The organism is Saccharopolyspora rosea (assembly GCF_025643595.1).
GTDB lineage: Bacteria > Actinomycetota > Actinomycetes > Mycobacteriales > Pseudonocardiaceae > Saccharopolyspora > Saccharopolyspora rosea.
In genome coordinates, this window is the sequence record NZ_CP102826.1 from 3,878,131 (window position 1) to 3,900,650 (window position 22,520).

14 protein-coding genes and 1 pseudogene are annotated in these 22,520 nt (G+C 72.8%); 5 read left to right on the top strand and 10 right to left on the bottom strand.

The window, feature by feature from the left end:
* Positions 1–58 precede the first annotated feature (58 nt).
* Positions 59–1,615, top strand: a complete 1,557-nt coding sequence (locus NV263_RS18025) for an FAD-dependent monooxygenase (protein WP_263247486.1) — start codon at positions 59–61, stop codon at positions 1,613–1,615.
* A gap of 14 nt (positions 1,616–1,629) precedes the next feature.
* Here the strand turns inward: NV263_RS18025 and NV263_RS18030 are convergent, their stop codons facing one another.
* Entirely contained in the window at positions 1,630–2,691 is a 1,062-nt protein-coding gene (locus NV263_RS18030) for a LacI family DNA-binding transcriptional regulator (protein ID WP_263247487.1), read from the bottom strand.
* A gap of 753 nt (positions 2,692–3,444) precedes the next feature.
* Between NV263_RS18030 and NV263_RS18035 the strand changes: the two genes are divergently transcribed.
* A complete protein-coding gene (locus NV263_RS18035) occupies positions 3,445–4,857 on the top strand; it encodes an alpha-amylase (RefSeq protein WP_263247488.1) in 1,413 nt (470 codons plus the stop codon).
* A gap of 254 nt (positions 4,858–5,111) precedes the next feature.
* On the opposite strand, the gene NV263_RS18040 is transcribed toward NV263_RS18035, so the two are convergent.
* Both NV263_RS18040 and NV263_RS18045 read right to left on the bottom strand, forming a co-directional pair.
* The gene (locus NV263_RS18040) at positions 5,112–5,933 is read right to left on the bottom strand and encodes an SAM-dependent methyltransferase (RefSeq protein WP_263247489.1); all 822 of its coding nucleotides are present in this window, start codon (positions 5,931–5,933) and stop codon (positions 5,112–5,114) included.
* Positions 5,934–6,118: 185 nt separating this feature from the next.
* Positions 6,119–6,988, bottom strand: coding sequence for a LysR family transcriptional regulator (locus NV263_RS18045; protein ID WP_263247490.1), 870 nt, complete (start codon positions 6,986–6,988; stop codon positions 6,119–6,121).
* 68 nt (positions 6,989–7,056) lie between these two features.
* On the opposite strand from NV263_RS18045, the gene NV263_RS18050 reads away from it, so the two are divergent.
* Positions 7,057–7,947: an EamA family transporter gene (locus tag NV263_RS18050; RefSeq protein ID WP_263247491.1), complete on the top strand. Its 891-nt coding sequence runs from the start codon at positions 7,057–7,059 to the stop codon at positions 7,945–7,947.
* A 98-nt stretch (positions 7,948–8,045) separates the two neighbouring features.
* On the opposite strand, the gene NV263_RS18055 is transcribed toward NV263_RS18050, so the two are convergent.
* The 7 genes and pseudogenes from NV263_RS18055 to NV263_RS18085 form a co-directional block, all read right to left on the bottom strand.
* Positions 8,046–8,813 carry an SDR family NAD(P)-dependent oxidoreductase gene (locus NV263_RS18055; protein WP_263247492.1) on the bottom strand — a complete coding sequence of 256 codons (768 nt, stop codon included), beginning with the start codon at positions 8,811–8,813 and terminating at the stop codon, positions 8,046–8,048.
* Between the two features lie 23 nt (positions 8,814–8,836).
* Positions 8,837–9,592, bottom strand: coding sequence for an SDR family oxidoreductase (locus tag NV263_RS18060; RefSeq protein WP_263247493.1), 756 nt, complete (start codon positions 9,590–9,592; stop codon positions 8,837–8,839).
* 185 nt (positions 9,593–9,777) lie between these two features.
* Positions 9,778–10,620, bottom strand: coding sequence for an alpha/beta fold hydrolase (locus tag NV263_RS18065; protein ID WP_263247494.1), 843 nt, complete (start codon positions 10,618–10,620; stop codon positions 9,778–9,780).
* Positions 10,621–10,844: 224 nt separating this feature from the next.
* The gene (locus NV263_RS18070; protein WP_263247495.1) at positions 10,845–11,630 is read right to left on the bottom strand and encodes a methyltransferase domain-containing protein; all 786 of its coding nucleotides are present in this window, start codon (positions 11,628–11,630) and stop codon (positions 10,845–10,847) included.
* A gap of 72 nt (positions 11,631–11,702) precedes the next feature.
* Positions 11,703–13,268, bottom strand: a complete 1,566-nt coding sequence (locus tag NV263_RS18075; RefSeq protein ID WP_263247496.1) for a long-chain-fatty-acid--CoA ligase — start codon at positions 13,266–13,268, stop codon at positions 11,703–11,705.
* A 13-nt stretch (positions 13,269–13,281) separates the two neighbouring features.
* Entirely contained in the window at positions 13,282–15,099 is a 1,818-nt protein-coding gene (locus NV263_RS18080; RefSeq protein WP_263247497.1) for a beta-ketoacyl synthase N-terminal-like domain-containing protein, read from the bottom strand.
* A gap of 27 nt (positions 15,100–15,126) precedes the next feature.
* Positions 15,127–20,742 (bottom strand): annotated as a pseudogene (locus tag NV263_RS18085) (SDR family NAD(P)-dependent oxidoreductase); the annotation flags it as partial.
* Positions 20,743–21,221: 479 nt separating this feature from the next.
* Here NV263_RS18085 and NV263_RS18090 point away from each other — a divergent pair.
* The gene (locus NV263_RS18090) at positions 21,222–22,241 is read left to right on the top strand and encodes a beta-ketoacyl-ACP synthase III (protein WP_380757557.1); all 1,020 of its coding nucleotides are present in this window, start codon (positions 21,222–21,224) and stop codon (positions 22,239–22,241) included.
* 10 nt (positions 22,242–22,251) lie between these two features.
* Positions 22,252–22,509: an acyl carrier protein gene (locus tag NV263_RS18095; RefSeq protein WP_263247500.1), complete on the top strand. Its 258-nt coding sequence runs from the start codon at positions 22,252–22,254 to the stop codon at positions 22,507–22,509.
* Positions 22,510–22,520: the final 11 nt, after the last annotated feature.

Genomic DNA, 22,520 nt, shown 5'->3' on the forward strand with positions numbered 1-22,520 from the left:
GTACACTGTACCGCTAGCGTAGTTGGTACAGCGTACGAATATGAATCGGGAGCGGAGCATGACGGACATCGACGTGCTGATCGTCGGAGCGGGACCGACGGGACTCACCCTGGCCTGCGAACTCGCGGTGCGCGGCGTCCGGTTGCGCATCGTCGACCGGGCGCGCACCTTCTTCGGCGGCTCGCGCGCCGACGGCATCCAACCGCGGACCATGGAGGTCTTCGCCGACATCGGGATCCTCGACCCGATCCTGGCCAGCGGCGATCTCGGCCCGACGCTGCGGGCCTACCGGGGTGACGAGGTCGTCTGGGAAGGCCGGATGAGCGAGCCCACCGAACCGACGCCGTCCGTGCCGCACCCGAACCTCTGGTTCGTGCCCCAGTTCCGCACCGAGGAGATCCTCCGGGACCGGCTCGCCGCGCTGGGCGTGCACGTGGAACCGGGTGTCGAGCTGACCGACTTCACCCAGGACGCCGACGGTGTGACCGCCGCGCTGAGCGCCGACGGCACCGAGCGGACCGTGCGCACCCGGTACCTGGTGGGCGCCGACGGCGGGCGCAGCACGGTGCGCAAGCGCCTCGGCATCCCCTTCCCCGGCGAGACCGACGAGACCACCACCATGCTGTTCGCCGACGCCCGGGTGGACGGGATCAGCCGCGAGCACGGCCGGATCTGGCAGCTCGGCGACAGCGACGTCTCGGCCGTGCCACTGGCCGGCACCGAGCTGTTCGTCCTGGTGGCACGGCCGCCGAGCGGGGACGTGCCGATCCGCGAGCACCTGCAGCAGCAGGTCACCGAGGCGTCCGGCCGCGACGACGTCCTGGTGCGCGAGGTCACCTGGCACACCACCTGGCGGGCGAACACCCGGCTGGCCGAGCGGCTCCGGGACGGCCGGGTGTTCCTGGCCGGCGATGCCGGGCACGTGCACCCGCCGACCGGTGGCCAGGGCATGAACACCGGCATCCAGGACGCCTACAACCTCGGCTGGAAACTCGCCGCCGCGCTGGCCGGCGCTCCGGGCGCCCTGCTGGACAGCTACGAACCGGAGCGGTTGGCGGCGGCGCGCAACGCGCTGGACATCAGCACGGCACTGCTGGACAAGCACCGGCGCGGGGACGACGACGCCCACGTGCGCGGCCCGGAGGTGCACGGGCTCGCCCTGAACTACCGCGGCGGCCCGCTCTCCCGCGACGACCGCACCGAACCAGGTGCGCTCCGGGCCGGGGACCGCGCACCGGACGCGCCTGCGACGGTCGACGGCAGGCCGATCCGGCTCTTCGACCTCTTCCGCGGTCCACACTGGACACTGCTCGCGTTCGGCGCGGAGCACGCGGACGCGGTCGCGGCGCTGGATGCGGAGTTCGGGCACGCGCACACCGTGGTTCGGCCGGACGATCCGGCCGACGAGCGTTCGGTGGTCGACGTCGACGGGCACGTGCGCAGCGGCTACGACGCGGAGGACGGCACCCTGGTGCTGGTCCGCCCCGACGGCTACCTCGGCCTGGTCACGACACCGGTCAGCATCGAGCGGGTGGCCGAGTACTGGGCCGCGCTGCACGGCGAGCCCGAGACCGGGCCGACATCCGCCGCGGAGCTGCTGTCCACTGTGGAGTAGCTTGTCCCGGTGCCTCAGTCCCGGCTTCCCGGTCGTGCTGCCGCGGTGGACCCGCGGACCACGAGTTCGGGCTGGAACAGGTACTCGGCGTGCGGCGGAGGAGTTCCGTTGATCTCCTCCAGCAGTGAGTTGACCGCCGCCAGGCACATGGCCTCGACCGGCTGGCGGAGCGTGGTCAGCGGCGGGTCGGTGTGGGCGATCAGCAACGAGTCGTCGAAACCGGTCACCGAGAACTCGCCGGGAACGTCCAGCCCCCGTTGGCGCGCCGCGCGGATGGCGCCGAGCGCCATCAGGTCGCTCGCGCACACCACGGCCGTGCACCCCGCGTCGAGAGCCGCTTCGGTGGCGGCCTGTCCGCCCTCCACTCCGTACAGGGACTCGTGCACGAAGCTCTGCGCTTCGCCGGGAGTCAGGCCGAAGGTCTCCCCCATGCTGTGCACGAACCCGTCGACCTTCCGCGACGCCGGGACGAAACGCCGGGGGCCGACCGCCAGCCCGATGCGCTCGTGCCCGAGCCCGGCGAGGTGCTGGACCGCCAGCCGCGCCGCGGCCCGGTCGTCGGTCGACACGCACGGCGCCGAGACCTCGGCGTTGAAACCGTTGACGAACACGAACGACACGCCCGTGTCGGCGAGCCTGCGGTACCGGTCCACCTGCGCCGTCGAGTCGGCGTGCAGGCCGGACACGAACACGATGCCCGCGGCGTTGCGCTCCACCAGCAGCTCGGTCAGCTCGTCCTCGGTGGAACCGCCCGGCGTCTGGGTGCACAGCACGGTGGTGTACCCGTGCCGGGTCAGGATCCGTTCGATGGACTGGGCCATCGCGGGAAAGATGGGGTTGACCAGTTCCGGCGTGATCAGGCCGATCAGTCCGGCCCGGTCCTGGCGGAGCCGGGCAGGTCGTTCGTAGCCGAGCACGTCGAGCGCGGCCAGCACCGCTTCGCGGGTGGTCGCGGCGACGCCCTGCTTGCCGTTGAGCACGCGGCTCACGGTCGCCTCGCTGACACCCGCCTGCACCGCGATGTCGCGGAGCCGGGTGGGCGCGGCCGCCGGCCGGTTCTGGTCCATCCTGGTCATTCCACCATCCCGGATTCGTCGCACCGCGCCCGACGAGCCCGCTGCGCGGCAGGGCGCCGGGGGCGAACCGGCCGATCCGCCGGAGAACTCCGCGTGGGACCCGGAGGGACGGCCGGGCGCGTCGAGTCATGGCACCGGCCCGGCACGCGGGCTGGGCTGACCCTCGACCGCCCCTCCGGGAGCTCGTCGGTCGTGCTGGTGCGGTGGGATGCCGCGCAACTCCGGCACGACGGCCCCCGCCGTCCGCGGGAGCGGGGCCGCTGCCGTGAGCCGTCGGATCCCATTCGGCCTCCTGTCCGGTGTCGGTCCGCGTGTGGCGGCCACGTTAACAACATCGATTCAGCGATGGAAGATTTTGCGGAAAATTTGCAAGAACATCCGCCGCGCCGCCGGAACACCGTCGATCCCACGGCCGAAAGCCGGATGTCGATGCGTCCGACGGCCCGCCCGCCACCGGACGTTCGGCGCAACCTTGCTGCAAAATTGCAGGAGTCCCTTGACCGCGCCGCATCCGGCGGGACATGGTGCGGCACGCGGCAGGACCGCCTCCTCGTGGCGGCTGATGGCTGGGCGCGTGGCCGAGGCGCCGACGAGGGGTTCATCCCGTGTTCCACGCAAGGCCGACCCCTGCCCCACCGCCCGGATTCCGCGAATCCGGCATCGGGCACGGTCATCGATACGCGTCCACAGGAGGCAAGCGTGAGAATCCCCGCACGTTCGCGCGGATCCGCCCGTCGCGGCACCAGACGCCGGATGGCGTGGCTGGGTGCCGCCGTCGCGGCGGCGTCCGCGGTACCGGCCGCGCTCCCCGCGGGCACCGCGACCGCGGCGACGGACAACGACACCATCGTCCAGCTCTTCGAGTGGCCGTGGGCGAGCGTCGCGTCCGAGTGCACCAACGTCCTCGGCCCCAAGGGGTACGGCGCCGTCCAGGTGTCCCCGCCGGCGAGTTCGGCGTCGCTGCCGGACAAGGGCCACCCGTGGTGGGAGGTCTACCAGCCGAACAGCTACGCGCTGAACTCCCGGATGGGCAACCGCGAGGAGTTCCAGAACATGGTGGCGACCTGCCACGCGGCCGGTGTGAAGGTCTACGCCGACGCCGTGCTCAACCACATGACCGGGCAGGACGGCGGCGGAACCGGTTACGACGGAACGTCCTTCCCGGACAAGTACGACTACCCGAACCTGTACACCAAGGACGACTTCCACCAGCCGCCGTGCACGGTGAACAACTACACCGACGCGCACAACGTCCAGTTCTGCGAACTGGAAGGGCTCGCTGACCTGAAAACCGAATCCGACGGCGTGCGCACCAAACTCGCCGGCTACCTCAACGACCTGGAGAGCCTCGGCGTCGACGGCTTCCGGCTCGACGCGGCCAAGCACATCCCCGTGGACGACATCGCGGCGATCGAGGGCAAGCTCGGCAAACCGGCGTTCATCTACCAGGAGGTGTCGGCCGGTGGATCCGGTGACGCGGTCCAGCCGAACCAGTACGAGCCGACCGGCTCGCTGTTGGAGTTCCGGTTCGGACGCGGCCTGAAGTCGGCCTTCCAGGGCAGCATCGCGGGTCTGTCCGACTTCGGGTCCGGGATGGAACCCAGCGACAAGGCGGTGTCCTTCGTGGACAACCACGACACCCAGCGCGACGGCAGCACGCTGTCCTACAAGGACGGTCAGCAGTACGTGCTGGCGAACATCTTCGCGCTGGGCTGGAACTACGGCACGCCGAAGGTCATGTCCAGCTACACCTTCAACGGTCACGACGACTCGCCGCCGGCCGGTTCCGACGGCAAGGTCTCCCCGGTGAAGTGCGGCTCCGGCTGGGAGTGCGAGCACCAGAAGCGGCCGATCGCGAACATGGTCGGGTTCCACAACGCCGTCCGCGGGACCGACGTGGCCAACTGGTGGTCCAACGGCAACAACCAGATCGCGTTCAGCCGTGGCGCCAAAGGATTCGTCGCCATCAACAACGAAGGCGGGACCCTCGCGCAAACCCTGCAGACCGGACTGCCCGCCGGGACCTACTGCGACGTCATCCACGGTGACCTCGGCAACGGCGGGTGCACCGGCCCGACGGTGACGGTCGGCCCGGACGGCAAGGCGCAACTGTCCGTCAACGCCTCCGACGCCGTCGCGATCCACGCCGGCGCCAAGGTGAGCTGATCAAGCGGGCCCGGTCGCCGGTCTTGCCCCGTCTGGACCACGACCGGGTCAGACGGGGGCTCCCCACCGCCGGGAGCCCCCGTCGCTCGGCCTCAGCACCGCGGAAACCACCCCGGCCGGCTCGACTCCGACGACGTGGCCACGGCCAGCCGGACGCCGGACCGGCTGGCCGACCTGGCAGCCTCCGACGAGCAACTCGCCGACATGCTGCCCTTCCGGCACGGCTGACCCATCCGACCGTCCTCAGTGGACCATCAGGCGCGCGGTCGGCCCACCGCGGCCAGGCACGCCGACCGGCGCGGGTCCTGCCCCGCGGGCAGCGGTCCGTCCGGGCGCCACAGAGCCGGATAGGTCAGACCCGGTTCCACCAGGTCGAAGTCGTCGAGCAGGGCGCTGATCCGGGCGCGGTTGCGCGCCGTCATGGGTTCGGCCAGGTGCGCGTTGAAGATCTCCTCGCCGCGGCGGATCTCCTCGGGGAAGTCCTCATTGGTGATGTGCGAGAACACCAGCAGCGACCCCGGGGCCATCACCGACCGGTACCGGTCCAGGATCGCCGCCGGGCCGTCGTCGTCGGTGAGGTAGTGGGCCACGGCGACCATGAGCACCGCCACCGGCCGGTCGAAGCCCAGCAGCCGCCGGGTATCGGGATGGCCCAGGATCGACTCCGGGTCGCGCATGTCCGCCCGCAACGCGGTGGCGCGGTCGTCGCCCGCCAACAGGCGGCGGGAATGGGCCACGGCGACCGGGTCGATGTCGACGTACACCACCCGCGCCGCCAGGTCGTGCTGCTGCGCGATCTCGTGGACGTTGCCCACCGTGGGCACCCCGGATCCCAGGTCCAGGAACTGGGCGATGCCCTGCTGCTGGCAGAAGCGCACCGCCCGCCGCAGGAAGGCCCGGTTGTCCCACGCGGACTGCGCGGCAGTGGGCGAGATCCGGCGGAACTCCTCGTGCACGCGCCGGTCCACGGCGAAGTTGTGGCTGCCACCCAGGCCGTAGTCGTAGACCCGGGCGGGGCTGGCCTTGGTGGTGTCGATCCCCTCGGGCACCCAACCGGCACCGAAATCGCGGTCCACGAGATCTCCTCACCACGTCGACGCCCTTCCGGCGGAACGCATTGTCCAGCGCGCCGGCCGCGGTCGACACCGCCGAAAACAGGACATCGCAACGGCGAACGATCGCTCTTCTCGGCGGTGCTGCCGACCACGCGCCCCGCGCCCAGCAGGCGGACGGTCTGGCCGAGCCGGCCGCCGAGGTCCGGTCAGCCGCGTTCCCGGTAGAGCTCGGCGAGCAGGGCGACGGCGCCGTGCGTGGCGGGGTGCGGGTCGTGCCGCCGCCAGATGAGGTGCACGGGAACGGGATCGGCATCGCGCAGCGGGCGGTAGCTGATCCCGTCCCGGCGGTACTGGGTGGTGGTCGCGTGCGGTGTGACGCCGACGCAGCGGCCGGTGGCGATGGCGGCCAGCCAGTCGTCGATCTCCTGGATGTACTCGACGGCCGGGCGGGCGCCTTCCGGCCACAGGTCCAGCGTGGTGGTGCCGGTCCGGCGGTCGAGCACCAGGGTGCGGCTGGGGATCTCGGCCAGCCGAATGCTGCGCCTGCGCGCCCAGGGGTCGTCGGTGGCGAGTGCGACGTAGCGGCGCTCGTGGCCGACGACCGCGTGCGACCAGTGCCGCCGGTCGACGGGAGCCCGGATGACGGCCAGATCGCACAGCCCTTCGGCGAGCCCGCCGGTGGGCGTGTTGTGCCGGATCAGCTGGAGCTCGACGTCCGGGTAGCGGTCCCGCCAGCGGCGCTGGAACTCGGCGGTGTGGCGCCCGAACGCGGACCAGGCGTGGCCGATGCGCAGCCGGGTGTGGCCGGCGGCCGCCTCCCGGACCAGTTCCTCGGCGCCGCTCAGCAGCACCCGGGCGCGGGCCAGCACCCGCACGCCGGCGGTGGTGGGGTAGATCGTCCGGCTCGTCCGGTGCAGCAGCCGGACGCCGAGGGCCCGCTCCAGCGCGAGCAGGGTCCGGGAGACCGCCGCCTGCGAAACACCCAACTCGATCGCGGCGTCGGTGAAGCTGCCGGTGTCCACGATGGCGACCAGGCACCGCAGGTGCTTCAACTCCAGTTCGGCACGACCGTCCATGCGTTCATCGTATAGATGGTGCGTCGGATGCATTTTGCGCATCCGACGGGCCGGTCCATGGTGCGGGTGTGACCATCTCGGAATCGCAGGAGAGCACCGCCACCACCGCGCCCGGCACGGGCTCGCGGGCCGCCGGGGTGGCGCTGATGTTCGGCAGTGGACTGTCCAACCAGGTCGGGGCGGCCGTGGCCGCGCTGGCGTTCCCGGTGATCGGGCCCACCGGGGTGGTGGCGATCCGGCAGTGGGTGGCCGCCGCCGCGCTGCTCAGCGCCGGCCGTCCCCGGCTGCGTTCGTTCACCGCCGCCCAGTGGCGGCCGGTGCTCGGGCTGGCCGTGGTGTTCGCGACGATGAACCTCGCGCTCTACACCGCGATCGAGCGGATCGGGCTCGGCCTCGCGGTCACCCTGGAGTTCCTGGGGCCGCTCACCGTCGCTCTGATCGGTTCCCGCCGCCGCACCGACCTGGTCTGCGCGCTCGCCGCCGCTGCCGCGGTGGTCGAACTCACCGCACCCCAGCCGTCCACCGACTACCTCGGCATCGGTCTGGCGCTGCTGTCCGCGGTGTGCTGGGGCTGCTACATCCTGCTCAACCGCACCGTGGGCAGGCGGCTGCCGGGGCTCGGAGGGCTGGCGGCCTCGGCGGCCGTGTCCGGACTGGTGTACGTGCCCGTCGGCGCCCTGGTCCTGTGGAACCACCCGCCCACGGCCGGCGCGCTGGGCTGCGCGCTGGCCGCCGGAGTGCTGTCCTCCGCGGTGCCGTTCCTGTCCGATCTGCTGGCCCTGCGCCGAGTTCCGGCCCACTACTTCGGCATCTTCATGAGCGTCAACCCGGTGCTGGCGGCGCTGGTCGGCACGGTGGTGCTGGACCAGCACCTCGACGGGGCGTCCTGGCTGGCGGTGGGCGTGATCGTCACCGCGAACGCCGTGGTCGGCGCCACGTCCCGGACCGCGGGCGGCTAGCGCGTGATTCATCAGCGGCGCCGGTCGCTCTCTTCCGGCGAGCGGTCTCGCAGCCGGCACCGCCGCGCAAAGCATCCGAAACACGCCGGTGCCGTGACTCACTGCGCCGTCCACCCGCCGTCGACGGCGACGAGCGCGCCGGTGACGAAGCTGGCGGCGTCGGAGACCAGGAAGGCGACGGTTTCGGCGACCTCGCTGGGTCGTCCGATCCGGCCGATCGGGTGGGCGTCGCCGAAGGAGGCGAGCATCGCGCGCCCGTTCTCCACGACGCCTTCCATGATGTCGGTGTCGATGACGCCGGGGAGCACGGCGTTGGAGCGGATGCCGTGGCGGCCGCCTTCGATGGCCAGCACGCGCGTGATCTGGGCCAGCGCGCCCTTGGACGCGGCGTAGGCGGTCTGGGTGTCGAAGGCGACGACCGAGGACACCGACGCGATCGAGACGATCGCACCACCGCCGGCGGCCTGCATCACCCGGAACGCCTCGCGCGCCTGCACGAAGTTGCCGCGGGCGTTGACGCGCAGGATCGCGTCGAAGTCCTCCGCGGTGGTGTCGGTGATCGGCTTGTTCAGGGTGCGGCCGGCGTTGTTGACCAGGATGTCGAGCCGTCCGAACCGGTCGGTGGCCAGCCGCGTGGCCGCCCGCGCGGACTCCTCGTCGGCGACGTCCCCGACGAGTGCGGCCACGTTGTCCGGATCACTCGCGGCGAGTTCCTCGACGGCCTCGGACCGGTCGGTGACGACCAGCTGGGCGCCGCGCTCGCGCAGCAGTGCGGCGGTGGCGTGCCCGATGCCGCGGGCCGCACCGGTGACGACGGCGACGCGACCGGTGAGGTCCCAGCTGTTCGGGAGGGAGGTGGTGGTCATGGTTCCTTCTCGTGGTGTGGTGGTCAGCGTTGACGGGCCGGGCGCACGACGATCTCGTTCACGTCGACGTCCGCCGGCTGGTCCAGGGCGTACGACACGGCACCGGCGATGGCGTCCGGGGCGATCGCGTGCGCCCGGTAGGTGCGCATCGCCTCGGTCGCCCCGGGCTCGGTGATGGAGTCGGCGAGTTCGGACTCGACGACGCCCGGCGAGATCGTGGTGACCCGGATCGCGGGGTCGCACTCCTGGCGCAGGCCCTCGGTGATCGCCCAGGCGGCGTACTTGGTGCCGGAGTACACCGCTGCGGTGGGCACGACCTGGTGGGCGCCGATGCTCGCGATCGTCACGAAGTGGCCCGAGCCCTGCGCGGTGAAGTGCGGCAGCGCCGCGGCGATGCCGTGCAGCAGGCCCCGGACGTTGACGTCGATCATCCGGTCCCATTCCTCGACGAGCAGGCTGTCCAGGCGCGACAGGGGCATGACGCCGGCGTTGTTGACGAGGACGTCGACGCGTCCGAACCGGTCGCGGGCCCCCTGCACGAAGGCGCCGACGTCGGCTCGGTCGGTGACGTCCAGGCGCACCGGGTGAACGCCGCCGCGGGCCGCCTGCACGCGCTCGGCCAGCGCGTGCAGGCGGTCGATGCGTCGCGCACCGGCGACGACGTGGTGCCCCTCGGCGGCCAAGCGGGCGGCGAGGGCTTCACCGATCCCGCTGCTGGCGCCGGTGACGAGCACGACCTTGTCCCGCTGCGTGCTGTGGACTTCGGAGTTGCTGGACATGTCCACCACGGTGGCGGCGCGCGACCCGCGGTGGCAGGGCGCTGTCTTCCTGGGAGTGCCACACCCACGCTGTCAACGGGCGCCGCGACGCCGGTGCGGCGCAGGCCGAACCCGTCGCCCGGCGGGCGCGGCCCGGGCCCGCCACTGCTCGCCGAAAGGCCCGGTCTCCGCCGGCTGCGGACCGGTCAGACCGACGCCGGAACAGCCAGGAAGTCGATGATCTCGCGCGTGACCCGTTCCGGGGCGTCTTCCATGACGAAGTGGCCGGCGTTCGGGATGACGACGAGTTCGGCCGTGGGGATGTCGTCGCCGAGGCGGCGGGCGTAGTCGAGCGGCTGCCACCGGTCGTCCGCACCCCAGAGGACGCGGACGGGCATGGTCAGCCCGCCGAGCTGGTCGCTGATCTCCTCGGTGTACTTCGAGTCGTAGTGCCGCACCTGGTGTTCGAAGAAGGACGCCCGGCCCAAGGCCGACTGGTGGGGCGCCAGGTAGGCGTCGAGGACGTCCTCGGCCATCCCGCCTCCGGTCGCGACCGTCATCTCCAGCTGACGGGTGAGCAGCGCGTTGAACGCGTCCTGCGTCAGGTTCCGGTAGTCGTCGAGGTGTTCGTCGATGATCTTCCGCCAGGTCGCCGACGGCCAGGAGTCGTAGCTGACCGTGTCGATGAGCACCAGGCGGCGGACGCGTTCGGGGTGCGCGATCGCGAATCGTTGACCGATGGCGCCACCGATGTCGTGGGCGACGATGTTCACGCGGTCCAGGCCCAGTTCCGCGAGGACGGCTCCGAGCAGGTCCGTCTGCGCCGCGACCGAGGTGTCGCGGCTCGTCGGCCGCTCGGACAGCCCGTACCCCAGCAGGTCGTAGGTGACGGCGCGGTAGCCGGCCGCCTCGATCCGCGGCACGACGTTGCGCCATTCGCAGGAGTGCGACGGCGTGCCGTGGATGAAGACGACCGGCTCGCCCCGACCGTGGTCGCGGTACGCCAGCCGCACTCCGTCGACGACGAGGTCGTCGGTCAGCAAGGCCATGGTGTTCCCTCCCCGGCTTTCGTCCTCATCGGACGGTCGCGGGCCGGACACCGACGCCGCGGACAGCACCGGCGCGTCAGGTATACCGACCTGTTTACCCACGGCCGCGACTATACAGGTCGGTATACCTCAGTGCCAGTCCCGGTGCCGGGAGCACGTGGCGCCAACCGAAGACCACGGCGCCGCGGCCACCGGATCGCGGTGGCCGCCCGTGGCGCACCGGCTCACGCGCCGCCCGGCAGGCGCCCCCAGGCGCTGACCATGAGCGGTCCGAAACCGGTGGACTCGCCGTCGTGCCACAGCCGGTGGAACGCGTCGAGGTCCGCCTGGGTCAGCAGTCCCCCGCCCAGCAGGTGTGGCGCCAGCTGGTCGACGAACATCTCCCACAGCGGCACGCCCCGCTCGCGGTCGGCGGTCAGCGGCCTCGGTTCGGCGCGGAACCCGACGTCGTCCAGCCCGGCGCGACGCAGCGCGCGGGGCAACGTGCGCCCGCAACACGGGTCGTAGGACATCGTGTCGAACAGTTCCCGCAACGCCCGCAGGACGCGTTCGTGGGCCGGGGAAGGCGGATCCACGGTCGACACCGTGGACCAGTCGAGGTCCTCCACCACCAGCCAGCCGCCCGGCCGCACCGCCGCGACCATCGCACCGATCGCGTCCTCGGCCGACGGCAGGTGCTCGACCAGCAACCGGGCGTGCACGAGGTCGAAGTGGTCGGCGGGCAGCGGGTCCGCGGTGATGTCGGCGGCCAGGACCTCGACCTGACCGCCCGCCAGCGGTTCCAGGTAGCGGGTGTCGTTGTCGACGGCGAGCACGTGCCCACCGGGTCCGACGCGGTCGGCGAGCATCTCGACCACGCTGCCCCCACCGGCGCCGATGTCCGCGCACCGCCAGCCCGGCGCGACACCGATGCGGTCGAACACGGCCGCCGTGCCCGGGTCGTAGTGCGCGGCCAGGTCGTCCAGCCGGGTCTTCTCCGCGTGCCACGCGGGATCGAGCAGATAGGTCACGACTCTCCCTTTCGGTCGAAGGTGGTGGCGAACCGCGGGTTCGCACCGGTCACGTCTTCTCCGGTCGCCAGATCAGTTGACGGCCCGGTCGCGTCCGCTCCAGAACTCCTCGCGGAGCACGCGGCGCAGGATCTTGCCGCTGGGGTTGCGGGGGACCTCGTCGACGAACGCGTACCGGGTGGGGATCTTGAAGTCGGCGATCCGCCCGCGCGCGAAGGCCCGCAGCTCGTGCGGTGCCACCGATTTCCCCTGGTGCAGCACGACGAACGCGTGCACCGCCTCGCCCCACCGGTCGTCCGGGACCCCGACCACCGCGACGTCGAGCACCGCGGGGTGCGCGCTGAGGGCGTTCTCCACCTCGGCGGGGTAGATGTTCTCCCCGGCGCGGATGATCATCTCCTTGATGCGGTCTTGGACGTGGACGTAGCCGTCGTCGTCCAGGTAGCCCGCGTCGCCGGTGTGCACCCAGCCGTCGACGAGCGTGGCCGCCGTCGCCTCCGGCAACCGCCAGTACTCCAGCATGCGGGCGGGCGTCCTGATGCAGACCTCGCCGACCACCCCGGTGCCGACGTCGCGACCGTCCCGGTCGACGACCTTCAGCTCGATCCCCGGGTACGGCCGACCGGCCGCCCGCAGCCGCGGACTGCCGGGCACGTGGTCGGCCGGGGGCAGGCACACCGCCGTGTTCCCGGTCTCGGTCAGGCCGTAGATCTGCGCGAACTCGCAGCCCATCGTGTCCAGGCAGCGCTGCAACAGGGATTCGGAGATGGGCGAGCCGCCGTAGACGACCTTGCGCAGCGCGGCGAAGTCCGCGGGGCGGACACCGGGTTCGGCCAGCAGCATCAGCAGCATCGCGGGCGCCAGGATGGCGGTCGTGATGCCCCGGTCGCGGATCAGCTGCAGGACGTCCTCGGCACCGAAGGACCGCACGACCACGTTGGTGATCCCGGCGTTGAACCCCTGGGTGGCCCACCAGATCCCGCCGATGTGCGAGGCCGACATGCCGAGGAGGCTGATGTCGCTGTCCCGGAAGTCGATCCAGTCGAGGCCGTTGCTGTCCAACAGGTCGCGCACCGCGAAGAAGGTCCGGTGCGCCAGCACGACGCCCTTCGGGTATCCGGTCGTCCCGCTGGTGTACATCTGGGCGATCGGGTCGTCGGGGTCGCAACCGCCGGGCAGCTCGGTTCCCGCGCCGGTCTCCCGCCACTCCCGCAGCTCCCCGACGGGAACCACGTCGCGCAGTTCCGGCAGTTCGGCCCGCAGCGCGCGGGCCACCGGCAGGAACTCCTCCTCGACGAAGAGCAGTTCGGCGCTGGAGTCCCGCAGGATGTACTCGACCTCGTCGGGTGCCAACCGCCAGTTCACCGGGACGAAGACCGCACCGCTCCGGGCGCAGGCGAAGAGCAGTTCGTAGCAGTGCTCCGACTCCTTGCCCAGGTAGGCGACGCGCGAGCCGCGGGTCAGCCCGCAGGCGCGCAACGCCCGGGCGGTCGCGGTGCTCTCGCGGTGCAGCGTCGCGTAGTCGACGGTGCGGTCCTCGTGGGCGATCGCGACGTGGTCCGGTCTGCTCCGCGCGTGGAAGGCCAGACGCGCGTCGAGCGTCCGCCCCTCCGGCCCGGGTTCGGTGATACCGGTCATGGTGGGTGTCCTTTCAGGATCGTTCGGCGTCCAGCCAGTAGCGCCGGCGTTGGAAGGCGTAGGTGGGCAGGTCGACCGATCTGGCGTCGGAATCCGGGAATGCGGTGCACCAGTCCACCGCACCGCCCCGGCAGAACTCGTCCACGAAGGACCGTTCGGGCGACCGCCGGCCGTCCCCCGGATCCGGGCCGTGCACCAGGCCCGGTGCCGAGCGGCCCTCGGCGAGGGCGGTCAGCGCCTCGCGGCGCCGCTGCGGTCCGGCGGCGACCACGCCGGCGCGGTGTTCCAGCGCCGCGCGCCCGGTCGCCAGCGACCGGGCGACGTCGACGTCGCGCAGTTCCGGGTGCTCGGCCAGGTGCTCGGCGAGCCGGGCGGCCTGGGCGCGCAGCGCCGGCGGCGAGGCCGCGGACAGCAGCCAGGGCACCACTTCGGGATCCGGTCCGGGTGCCGCCGGGGCGTCGCCGGGCGGGGCCTGTTCGACGACGACGTGCGCGTTGGTGCCGCTGACGCCGAACGAGGAGACCGCCGCCCGGCGGGGTTGCCCGGTCTCCGGCCACGGCAGCGCCTCGGTGAGCAGCCGGACGGCGTCGTCCTGCCACTCCACGTGCGGTGACGGCTTCTCCGCGTGCAACGACCTGGGCAGCACACCGCGGCGCAGCGCGAGCACGACCTTGACCACGGCGGCGACGCCGCCCGCCGCCTGGGTGTGGCCGAGGTTGGACTTGACCGAGCCGAGCCGCAGCGGGCGACCCCGCGGCCGGTCGGCCCCGTAGGTGTCCAGCAGCGCCTGCACCTCGATCGGATCACCGAGGGGAGTTCCCGTGCCGTGGCCCTCGACGGCGTCGATGGCGGCGGCCGGGAGTCCTGCCGCGTCCAACGCCTGGCGGATCATCTGCCGGTGGGCCTGGCCGTTGGGCGCGGTGAGGCCGTGCGAAGCGCCGTCCTGGACGACGGCGGAACCCCGCACCACCGCCAACACCGGCCTGCCTTCGCGACGGGCGTCGGACAACCGTTGCAGCGCGAGCATTCCGGCGCCCTCGGCCAGTCCCCAACCGTCCGCCGCGGCGGAGAACGACTTGGACCGCCCGTCCGCGGCGAGCGCACCTCGGTGGGTGAAGGCCAGCAGCGTCACCGGGGTGGCCATCACGGTGGCTCCCCCGACCAGCGCCAGCGAGCACTCCCGGTTCCGCAGCGCGTGCACGGCGGAGTGCAGCCCGACCAGCGCCGAGGAGCACGCCGTGTCCACGGTGACCGCCGGTCCGCGCAGGCCCAGCGCGTAGGAGATCCGGCCGGAGGCCAGGCTCGGCACGCTGCCCACCAGCACGTCGCCGGCGAAACCGTCGGGAGGCCGCCGCACCGTGCCGCCGTAGTCGTTGTAGATCACCCCGGCGAACACGCCGGTCGCGCTGCCGCGCAACGACGTCGGGGCGATCCCGGCCCGTTCCAACGCCTCCCAGGCCGTTTCGAGCAGCAACCGCTGCTGGGGGTCGGTGGCCAGCGCGTCGTGCTCGGTCATCCGGAACGGTTCCGGGTCGAAGTCGGCGGCGTCGTGCAGGTATCCCCCCTTGCGCGGGCACTCCACCCCGTCGAGGCGGAGTGCCCGCTCCCAGCCGCGGTCGGACGGCAGGGTCGTGACGGCGTCCTGCTCGGCGAGCAGCAGGCGCCACAGGTCCTCCGGTGACCGGACACCGCCGGGGAAGCGGCAGGACATCCCGACGATGGCGATCGGTTCGCGCAACCGGTCCTCGGCGTCCCGCAGCCGCTGCTTGGTGCGGCGCAGTTCGAGCGTCACGCGCCGGAGGTAGTCGCGGAGCTGGTCGTCTGCTGGCATGGGCACCCTTCCCTCGCCCCGGTGCTGTCAGTTCGCGCCGAGTTCGTCGTCGATCAGCTCGAAGAGTTCTTCGTCGGAGGCGGCGGCCAGGTCGTCCGGGCGGTGCGCGGCCAGCAGGGCCCCGAGCCGGGCGAGCACCTCGTCGCGCTCCTGCGGGTCTGCCGCCTCCAGCGCGGTCTCCAAGCTGTCGAGGTGGGCCGATGCCACTCCCGTCGCGGCGGGTTCCGGGTCCGCGGGGGCGAGCCGGTTGCCGAGTTCCCGGGCCAGTTCCTCGGGTGTGGGGTGGTCGAAGACGACCGTCGGGGACAGCCGCAGGCCGGTCGCCTCGGCGAGGGCGGTGCGGAGCTGGATCGCGGTGAGCGAGTCGAACCCGAGCTCCGGGAGGGGCCGGTCGGGTGCGATCTCGTCGGGTGTGAAGCGTCCGAGCACGGCGCAGACCTGGTCGCGCACGAGGTCCAGCAGCGCCGCCTCGCGGTCGGGCCCGGACAGGGCCGCCATCCGGTCCGTCGAGCCGGTCCCGGTCGAGCTGCGCTGCTTCCGGGACCGGACGAGTCCGCTGAGCAGCGGTGGGACGGTGGGGCGCTCGGACAGCGACGCGACGTCCACCCGCGCCGTCGTGAGCACCGGTTCGCCGGTGGCCGAGGCGGCGTCGAACAGCGCGAGGCCCTGCTCGGTGCGCAGCGGCAGCATCGCGATGCGGCGCAGCTGGGCGGCCAGCGCCTCCTGGTCCACCGCCTCGGTCAGGCCGCCGGTGTCCTCCCAGTACCCCCAGGCCAACGCGGTGGCGGGCAGCCCGGCGGCGCGGCGGTGGTAGGCCAGGGCTTCCAGCAGCGTGTTCGCCGCCGCGTAGTTGCCCTGCCCCGGAGCGCCCAGCGCCCCGGCGACCGAGGAGAACAGCACGAACCAGCGCAGCGGCAGGTGCTCGGTCAGCTCGTGCAGGTGCAGCGCGGCGTCCGCCTTCGGGCGCAGCACGCGCGCGACCCGCTGCGGGTCGAGCGAGCCGATGACCCCGTCGTCGAGAACACCGGCGGCGTGCACGACCCCGGTCAGCGGGCGGTCGGCCGGGATCGCGTCCAGCAGGCGGGCCAGCGCGTCCCGGTCGCCGACGTCGCACGCGGCGGTGGTGACCGTCTGCGCGCCGAGCTCGGTGAGTTCGCGTTCCAGCTCGGCGCTGTCCGGCGTCGGTCCGCGGCGGCCGACCAGCAGCAGGTGCCGGATTCCCCGCTCGGCCACCAGGTGCCGGGCGAACCGGCTGCCGAGCGCGCCGGTGCCGCCGGTGATGAGCACGGTCCCGCCGTCCGGGGCCTCCGGGGCCGAACCGGTGGCGGCGGCGCGGACCAGGCGGGGCGCCCGGACCGCTCCGGCGCGCACCGCGAGCTGCGGTTCACCGGTGGCCGCGGCGGCGGGCAGCGCTGCGACGGACGCGGCGTCCTCGTCGGTGTCCACCAGGGCGAACCGGTCGCCGTGCTCGCTGCGCGCGGACCCGACCAGCCCCCACAGCGCCGCGTGCGCCAGGTCCGCGACGCCCTCGTCGGGGCCCGCGGCGAGGGCTCCCCGGGTGACCACGACCAGGCGCGAGTCCGCCAACCGCTCGTCGGCGAGCCAGGTCTGCAGCAGTGCCAGGGCGCGGCAGGTCGCGGTCCGCACCCGCTCGGCGGTGTCGGCGCCGCTGTCGGATCCGGGCAGGTGCGGGGCGAAGACGACGTCCGGCGCGGTGCCACCGGCGTCGAGCGACGCGAGCAGCGCGGCCAGGTCCCGGTGCCGCTCGGCCCCCGGCACGGCCAGGTCCTCGCCCAGCACGGCCGCCGTTCCGCTCGGCGCGGGCGGGTCGACCTGCTGCCACCGCGTGCTGAACAGCGCGTCGCGGTGCGGTCCGCGGAGGGCGGCGAGCTGGTCTGCGGCCACCGGTCGCAGGGTCAGCTCCGCCACCGAGACCACCGGACGTCCGTCCACATCGGACGCGGTCAGCGCCACCGCGTCCGGTCCGACCGGCACCAGCCGGACCCGCGCCACCGAGGCGCCGGGCGCGTGCAGCACGACGCCGCGCCAGGAGAACGGCAGCCGCGCCCGCTCGGCGTCGAGCGCGACGGGGTGCAGCGCGGCGTCGAGGAGGGCGGGGTGCAGCAGATATCCCCCCGCATCACCGGCCGCCTCCGGCAGGCGCGCCTCGGCGAGGATCTCCGCATCGCGCCGCGACATCGCCGACAACCCCCGGAACGCGGGGCCGTAGTCGTAACCACGGGTGGCGGCCTGGGCGTAGAAGTCCTCGACGTCGACCGGCGTGGCGTCGCCGGGGACGTCGAACGTGCCCGTGCCGGGAACGGCCGGGCTCAGCACGCCGGTGGCGTGCCGGGTCCAGGGACCGACGTCCGGGTCGCCGGGACGCGAGTGCACCGCGAGCGCGCGCCGCCCCGCCTCGTCGGCGGCCGAAACCCGGACCTGGAGCTGGACGTGCCCCTCGTCCGGGATCGGCAGCGGGGCTTCCAGCACCAGTTCGGCGATCTCCTCGCAGCCGGTTTCCCGTCCCGCGCGGGCCGCGAGTTCCACGAACGCCGTCCCGGGCAGCAGCGCCGTCCCGGCCACCGCGTGGTCGGCCAGCCACGGGTGCGTCCGCAGCGCGATGCGGCCGGTCAGCAGCGTGGCGCCGTCCTCGGCGGTGTCCACCGCCGCGCCCAGCAGCGGGTGCCCCGCGGCGTGCAGGCCCAGCGCGGCGGGATCGGCCGCCGAGACCGCCGGAGGGCGCGGCCAGTGGCGTTCGCGCTGGAACGCGTAGGTGGGCAGGTCCGTGCGCACCGGACTGACGCCCAGGACCGCCGACCAGTCCACGTCCACTCCGGACACGTGCGCCCGGGCCAGCGCGCCCGCGAACTCGTCGAACCCGCCCTCGCCGCGGCGCAGCGTGCCCAGCACCGCACCGCCGCGCGGTGCTGGGTGAAGGATCTGCTCCAACGGAGCGGTCAGCACCGGGTGCGGGCCGACCTCCAGGAAGATCCGGTGCCCCTGTTCCACCAGCGTCCGCGCGGCTGCCTGGAATTCGACCGGCTGGCGCAGGTTGCGGTACCAGTAGTCGCCGTCCAGTCCGGCGGTGTCGAGCACGTCCCCGGTCACCGAGGAGCAGAAGGCGGTCCCGGACGAGCGCGGGCGCAGGCCCGCCAGCGCCTGCCGCATCGGCTCTTCGAGCACGTCGATCTGGGCCGAGTGGCTGGCCCGGTCCATCGGCACGTGCCGCGCCCGGATTCCTTCGCCGTCGAGGTCGGTGACGAACCGGGCCACCGCGTCCGGCTCCCCGCACACCACGGTCAGCTCGGCGGAGTTGATGGCTGCGACCGAAATCCGACCGTCCCATTCGGACAGACGACGCTCCACCTCGTCCCGGCCCAGCGGCACCGAGGCCATCGCGCCGCGACCGACCAGGTCCGTGAGCAGTCTGCTGCGCGAGCAGACCACGCGCGCCGCGTCCGGCAGGGTCAGCGCACCGGCCACGAACGCGGCCGCGATCTCGCCCTGCGAATGTCCGACCACGGCGGCCGGGTGCACCCCGCAGCTCCGCCACAACCCCGCCAGGCCGGTCATCATCGCGAACAACGCCGGTTGCACGAACTCCACGGACTCCAGCGGGGTGTTCGGGTCGCCGCGGAGCACCTCGGTCAACGACCAGTCCAGGTACGGCGCGAACGCCTCCTCGCACTCGGCCACCCAGTCGGCGAATTCCGGCGAGGACTCCAGCAGCTCGCGCCCCATCCCCCGCCACTGCGCCCCCTGGCCGGGGAAGACCAGGACGACCCCGCCGTCCAGCGCGGAACCCGCGGCCGCGCGGGCAGGACGCCGGCCGTCCGCCAGCGCCCGCAGGTCCGCCACCGCCGACGCGCGGTCCCGGGCCACGACCACCGCCCGGTGCTCGAACGCGGTCCGGCTGCGCGCCAGGGCCCCGGCGATGGCGCTGTCGCTGCCCGCCGGGTCGGTGGCGAGGAAGTCGGCCAGACGACCGGCCTGCGCCCGCAACGCCGCCTCCGACCGGCCCGACACCGGCCACAGCACGGTCCCGTCCAGCGCGCCGGACTCGCCGCTCGGCTCGTCCTCGGTTTCCGGGCCCTGTTCCAGGATGACGTGCGCGTTGGTGCCGCTGATGCCGAACGACGACACCGCCGCCCGCCTCGGCCGGTCCACCGCCGGCCACGGCACCGGTTCGGTGACCAGCTCGACCGCGCCCGACGACCAGTCCACGTGCGGCGACGGTTCGTCCACGTGCAACGTCGCGGGCACGGTGCCGTGCCGCAGCGCCAACACCGCCTTGATCACCCCGGCCACGCCCGCGGCAGCCTGGGTGTGGCCGATGTTCGACTTCACCGACCCCAACAGCAGCGGGTGTTCCCGGTCTGCGCCGTAGGTCGCCAACAACGCCTGCGCCTCGATCGGGTCGCCCAGCGGCGTCCCCGTGCCGTGCGCCTCCACCACGTCCACATCGGACGGTGACAGTGCCGCGTTCGCCAACGCCTGCCGGATCACCCGCTGCTGCGACGGACCGTTCGGCGCCGTCAACCCGTTGCTCGCCCCGTCCTGGTTCACCGCTGAACCCCGCAGCACCGCCAACACCCGGTGTCCGTTGCGGCGCGCGTCCGAGAGGCGTTCCAACACCACCACTCCGGCTCCCTCGGCGGGGCCGAAACCGTCGGAGGCCGCGGCGAACGCGCGGCACCGCCCGTCCCGGGACAGCGCGCGCTGGCGGCAGAACCCGAGGAAGACGTCCGGACCCGCGAGCACGGTCGCCCCGCCGGCCAGCGCCAGGGAGCACTCGCCGTGCCGCAGCGCCTGCGCGGCCAGGTGCATCGTCACCAACGACGACGAGCACGCCGTGTCCACCGTCAGCGCGGGCCCCTCCAGTCCTAGCACGTACGCCACCCGGCCGGAGGCGACGCTGTTGTGCGTGCCGGTGATCCGGTACATGTCGCCGTCCGGCACGGTCTTGGCGACCGCCGGGAAGTCGAAGTTCGCGATCCCGGCGTACACCCCGGTGCGACTGCCCCGCAACGACGACGGGTCGATTCCCGCGCGTTCCAGCGCCTCCCACGACGTCTCCAACAACAACCGCTGCTGCGGATCCATCGCTTCCGCCTCGCGCGGCGGCACTCCGAAGAAACCCGCGTCGAAATCCAAGGCGTGGTCGAGGAAACCGCCCTCGCGGACGTAGGAAGTGCCCTGCCGGTCGGGGTCCGGGTCGTACAGCGACTCCAGGTCCCAGCCCCGGTCGTCGGGGAACGGACCGACGCCGTCGCCGCCCGCGGACACCAGCCGCCACAGGTCCTCCGGCGACTCCACGCCACCGGGCAGTCGGCAGGCCATCCCCACGATCGCGATCGGCTCGTCAGCGGCGGAGACCGGTTCCCCGGCCGCGCCCGGCTCGTCGGCGGCCGAGCCGTTCCCGACGCGGGTTTCGAGGTGGGCGGCGAGCTGCACCGGGGTGGGGTGGTCGAAGACCACAGTGGACGAGATCGCGATCCCGCAGGCCGCGGTCAGCCGGTCGCGCAGGTCGACCGCGGTGAGCGAATCCATCCCGAGGTCGAGGAAGGACGCGTCGGTCGCCACGTCGGCGCGGTCGTCGTACCCGAGGAGGTCGGCCACCTGCTCGCGCACCAGGTCGAGCAGCGTCCCATCGGGACGCCCCGACCGGCCGGGCGCTGGTGTTGGATCCATGGAATTCGCTCCTCCAAAGCCCGCGCGAGGACGCGGGACGAGAAGAAATCAACGGCGCGGAATCAGAGGGATTGCCGACGGCCTTGTCGGCGGATGGCGGACAAGCCGTTCCGGTGGTCCTGTGATACGGCAGGAACACCGCGTCCCGCAAGGGATCCCAGCGCCGTCCGGCTCGCCGGGAAGGCCCGCGGAACCGGCGAACGCAACCCTCGGCAGCGCACATCACCGCAGTTCATCGGCGGAACCGGCGGCACCCGGCGGAACACCGCCGGCGACGTCGGACGTGATCCCGGACGCTTAGCGCACTTTTAGACCCCTTTTAGGAACCGGGTCCTTTCGTTGACATCCGTCCGCAAGTGCATTTTCGTTGCTCTCACCCCCGGTCCGGAGGAAAACCGTTCCCCAACCCAAACCGAGGTGCCGTCGTGAGCATCAGCCGAAGATCCACCGCCCGAGCGGCCGTGTTGTGCGGAATCGGCGGCTGGGTTCCGCCCAGGGTCGTCACGAACGAAGAACTCTCGCAACGCCTGGCCACCACCGACGAGTGGATCACCACCCGCACCGGTATCCGCGAACGCCGCTTCGTCGAGCCGGGCGAGGCCACCTCCGATCTGGCCGTGGCGGCCGGAACTCGGGCGCTGCGCTCCGCCGGTGCGGTCGCACCGGACGCGGTCCTGGTCTCCACCGCGACCCCGGACCGCCCGCTGCCCGCCACCGCACCGCTCGTCGCGTCGCGGCTCGGCCTGCGGGACGCGGCTGCGTTCGACGTCGCCGCGGCGTGCAGCGGGTTCGTCTACGCCCTCGCCACGGCCGCCGGGATGATCTCGACCGGCGCGTCGCGGCGTGTCCTGGTGATCGGCGCCGACGTCTACTCCTCCATCGTCGACCCGGAGGACCGCACCAACGCCATCATCTTCGGCGACGGGGCGGGCGCCGTGGTGCTGCGGGCCGGGGAGGACGACGAACCCGGCGCGGTCGGGCACTTCGTGCTGGGCAGCGACGGCACCGGGGAGGACCTGGCCATCGTCGCGGCCGGAGGTTCCCGCCAGCGCACCACCGACCGGTCACCGACCCGGGCCGAGCAGCACCTGGAGATGCAGGGCAAGAAGATCTTCCGGCACGCGGTGACGCGCATGTCCGGCTCCGCCCGGCAATCCCTGGCCGCCGCGGGCTGGAAGCCCGAGGAGGTGGACCACCTGGTGGCGCACCAGGCCAACCTGCGCATCCTGCAGTCGGTGGCCGACGAACTGGGCATCGACCACGAGCGCTGCGCCCGCCACCTGGTCGACGTCGGCAACACCGGTGCCGCCTCCATCCCGCTGGCCCTGGACGCCGCCGCGGCAAACGGCGAACTGCGCCCGGGACAACGGGTGCTCCTGACCGCCTTCGGCGCCGGACTGGCGTGGGGCTCCTGCGTCCTGCGCTGGCCCGACCTGGCAACGACAACGTGAGGGACGAACGATGAACAGCACCAGCTACGACCGGTTGGTCGCCATCCTGCAGGACGTCCACGGCGTGACGCCCGAGGACACGACTCCCGAGACGACCTACCACGACCTGGGCGTCGACTCGCTCACCGTCGTGGAACTCACGCTCCAGCTGCAACGCGAACTCGGGATCGCGCTGGAGGACGACGAACTGACCGACGACCTCACCCTCGCCGAAACCGCGTCGCTGATCGACGCCAAGCTCGCCGAGCTGTCCCCCAGCTCGTCCTGAACCACCGCGAT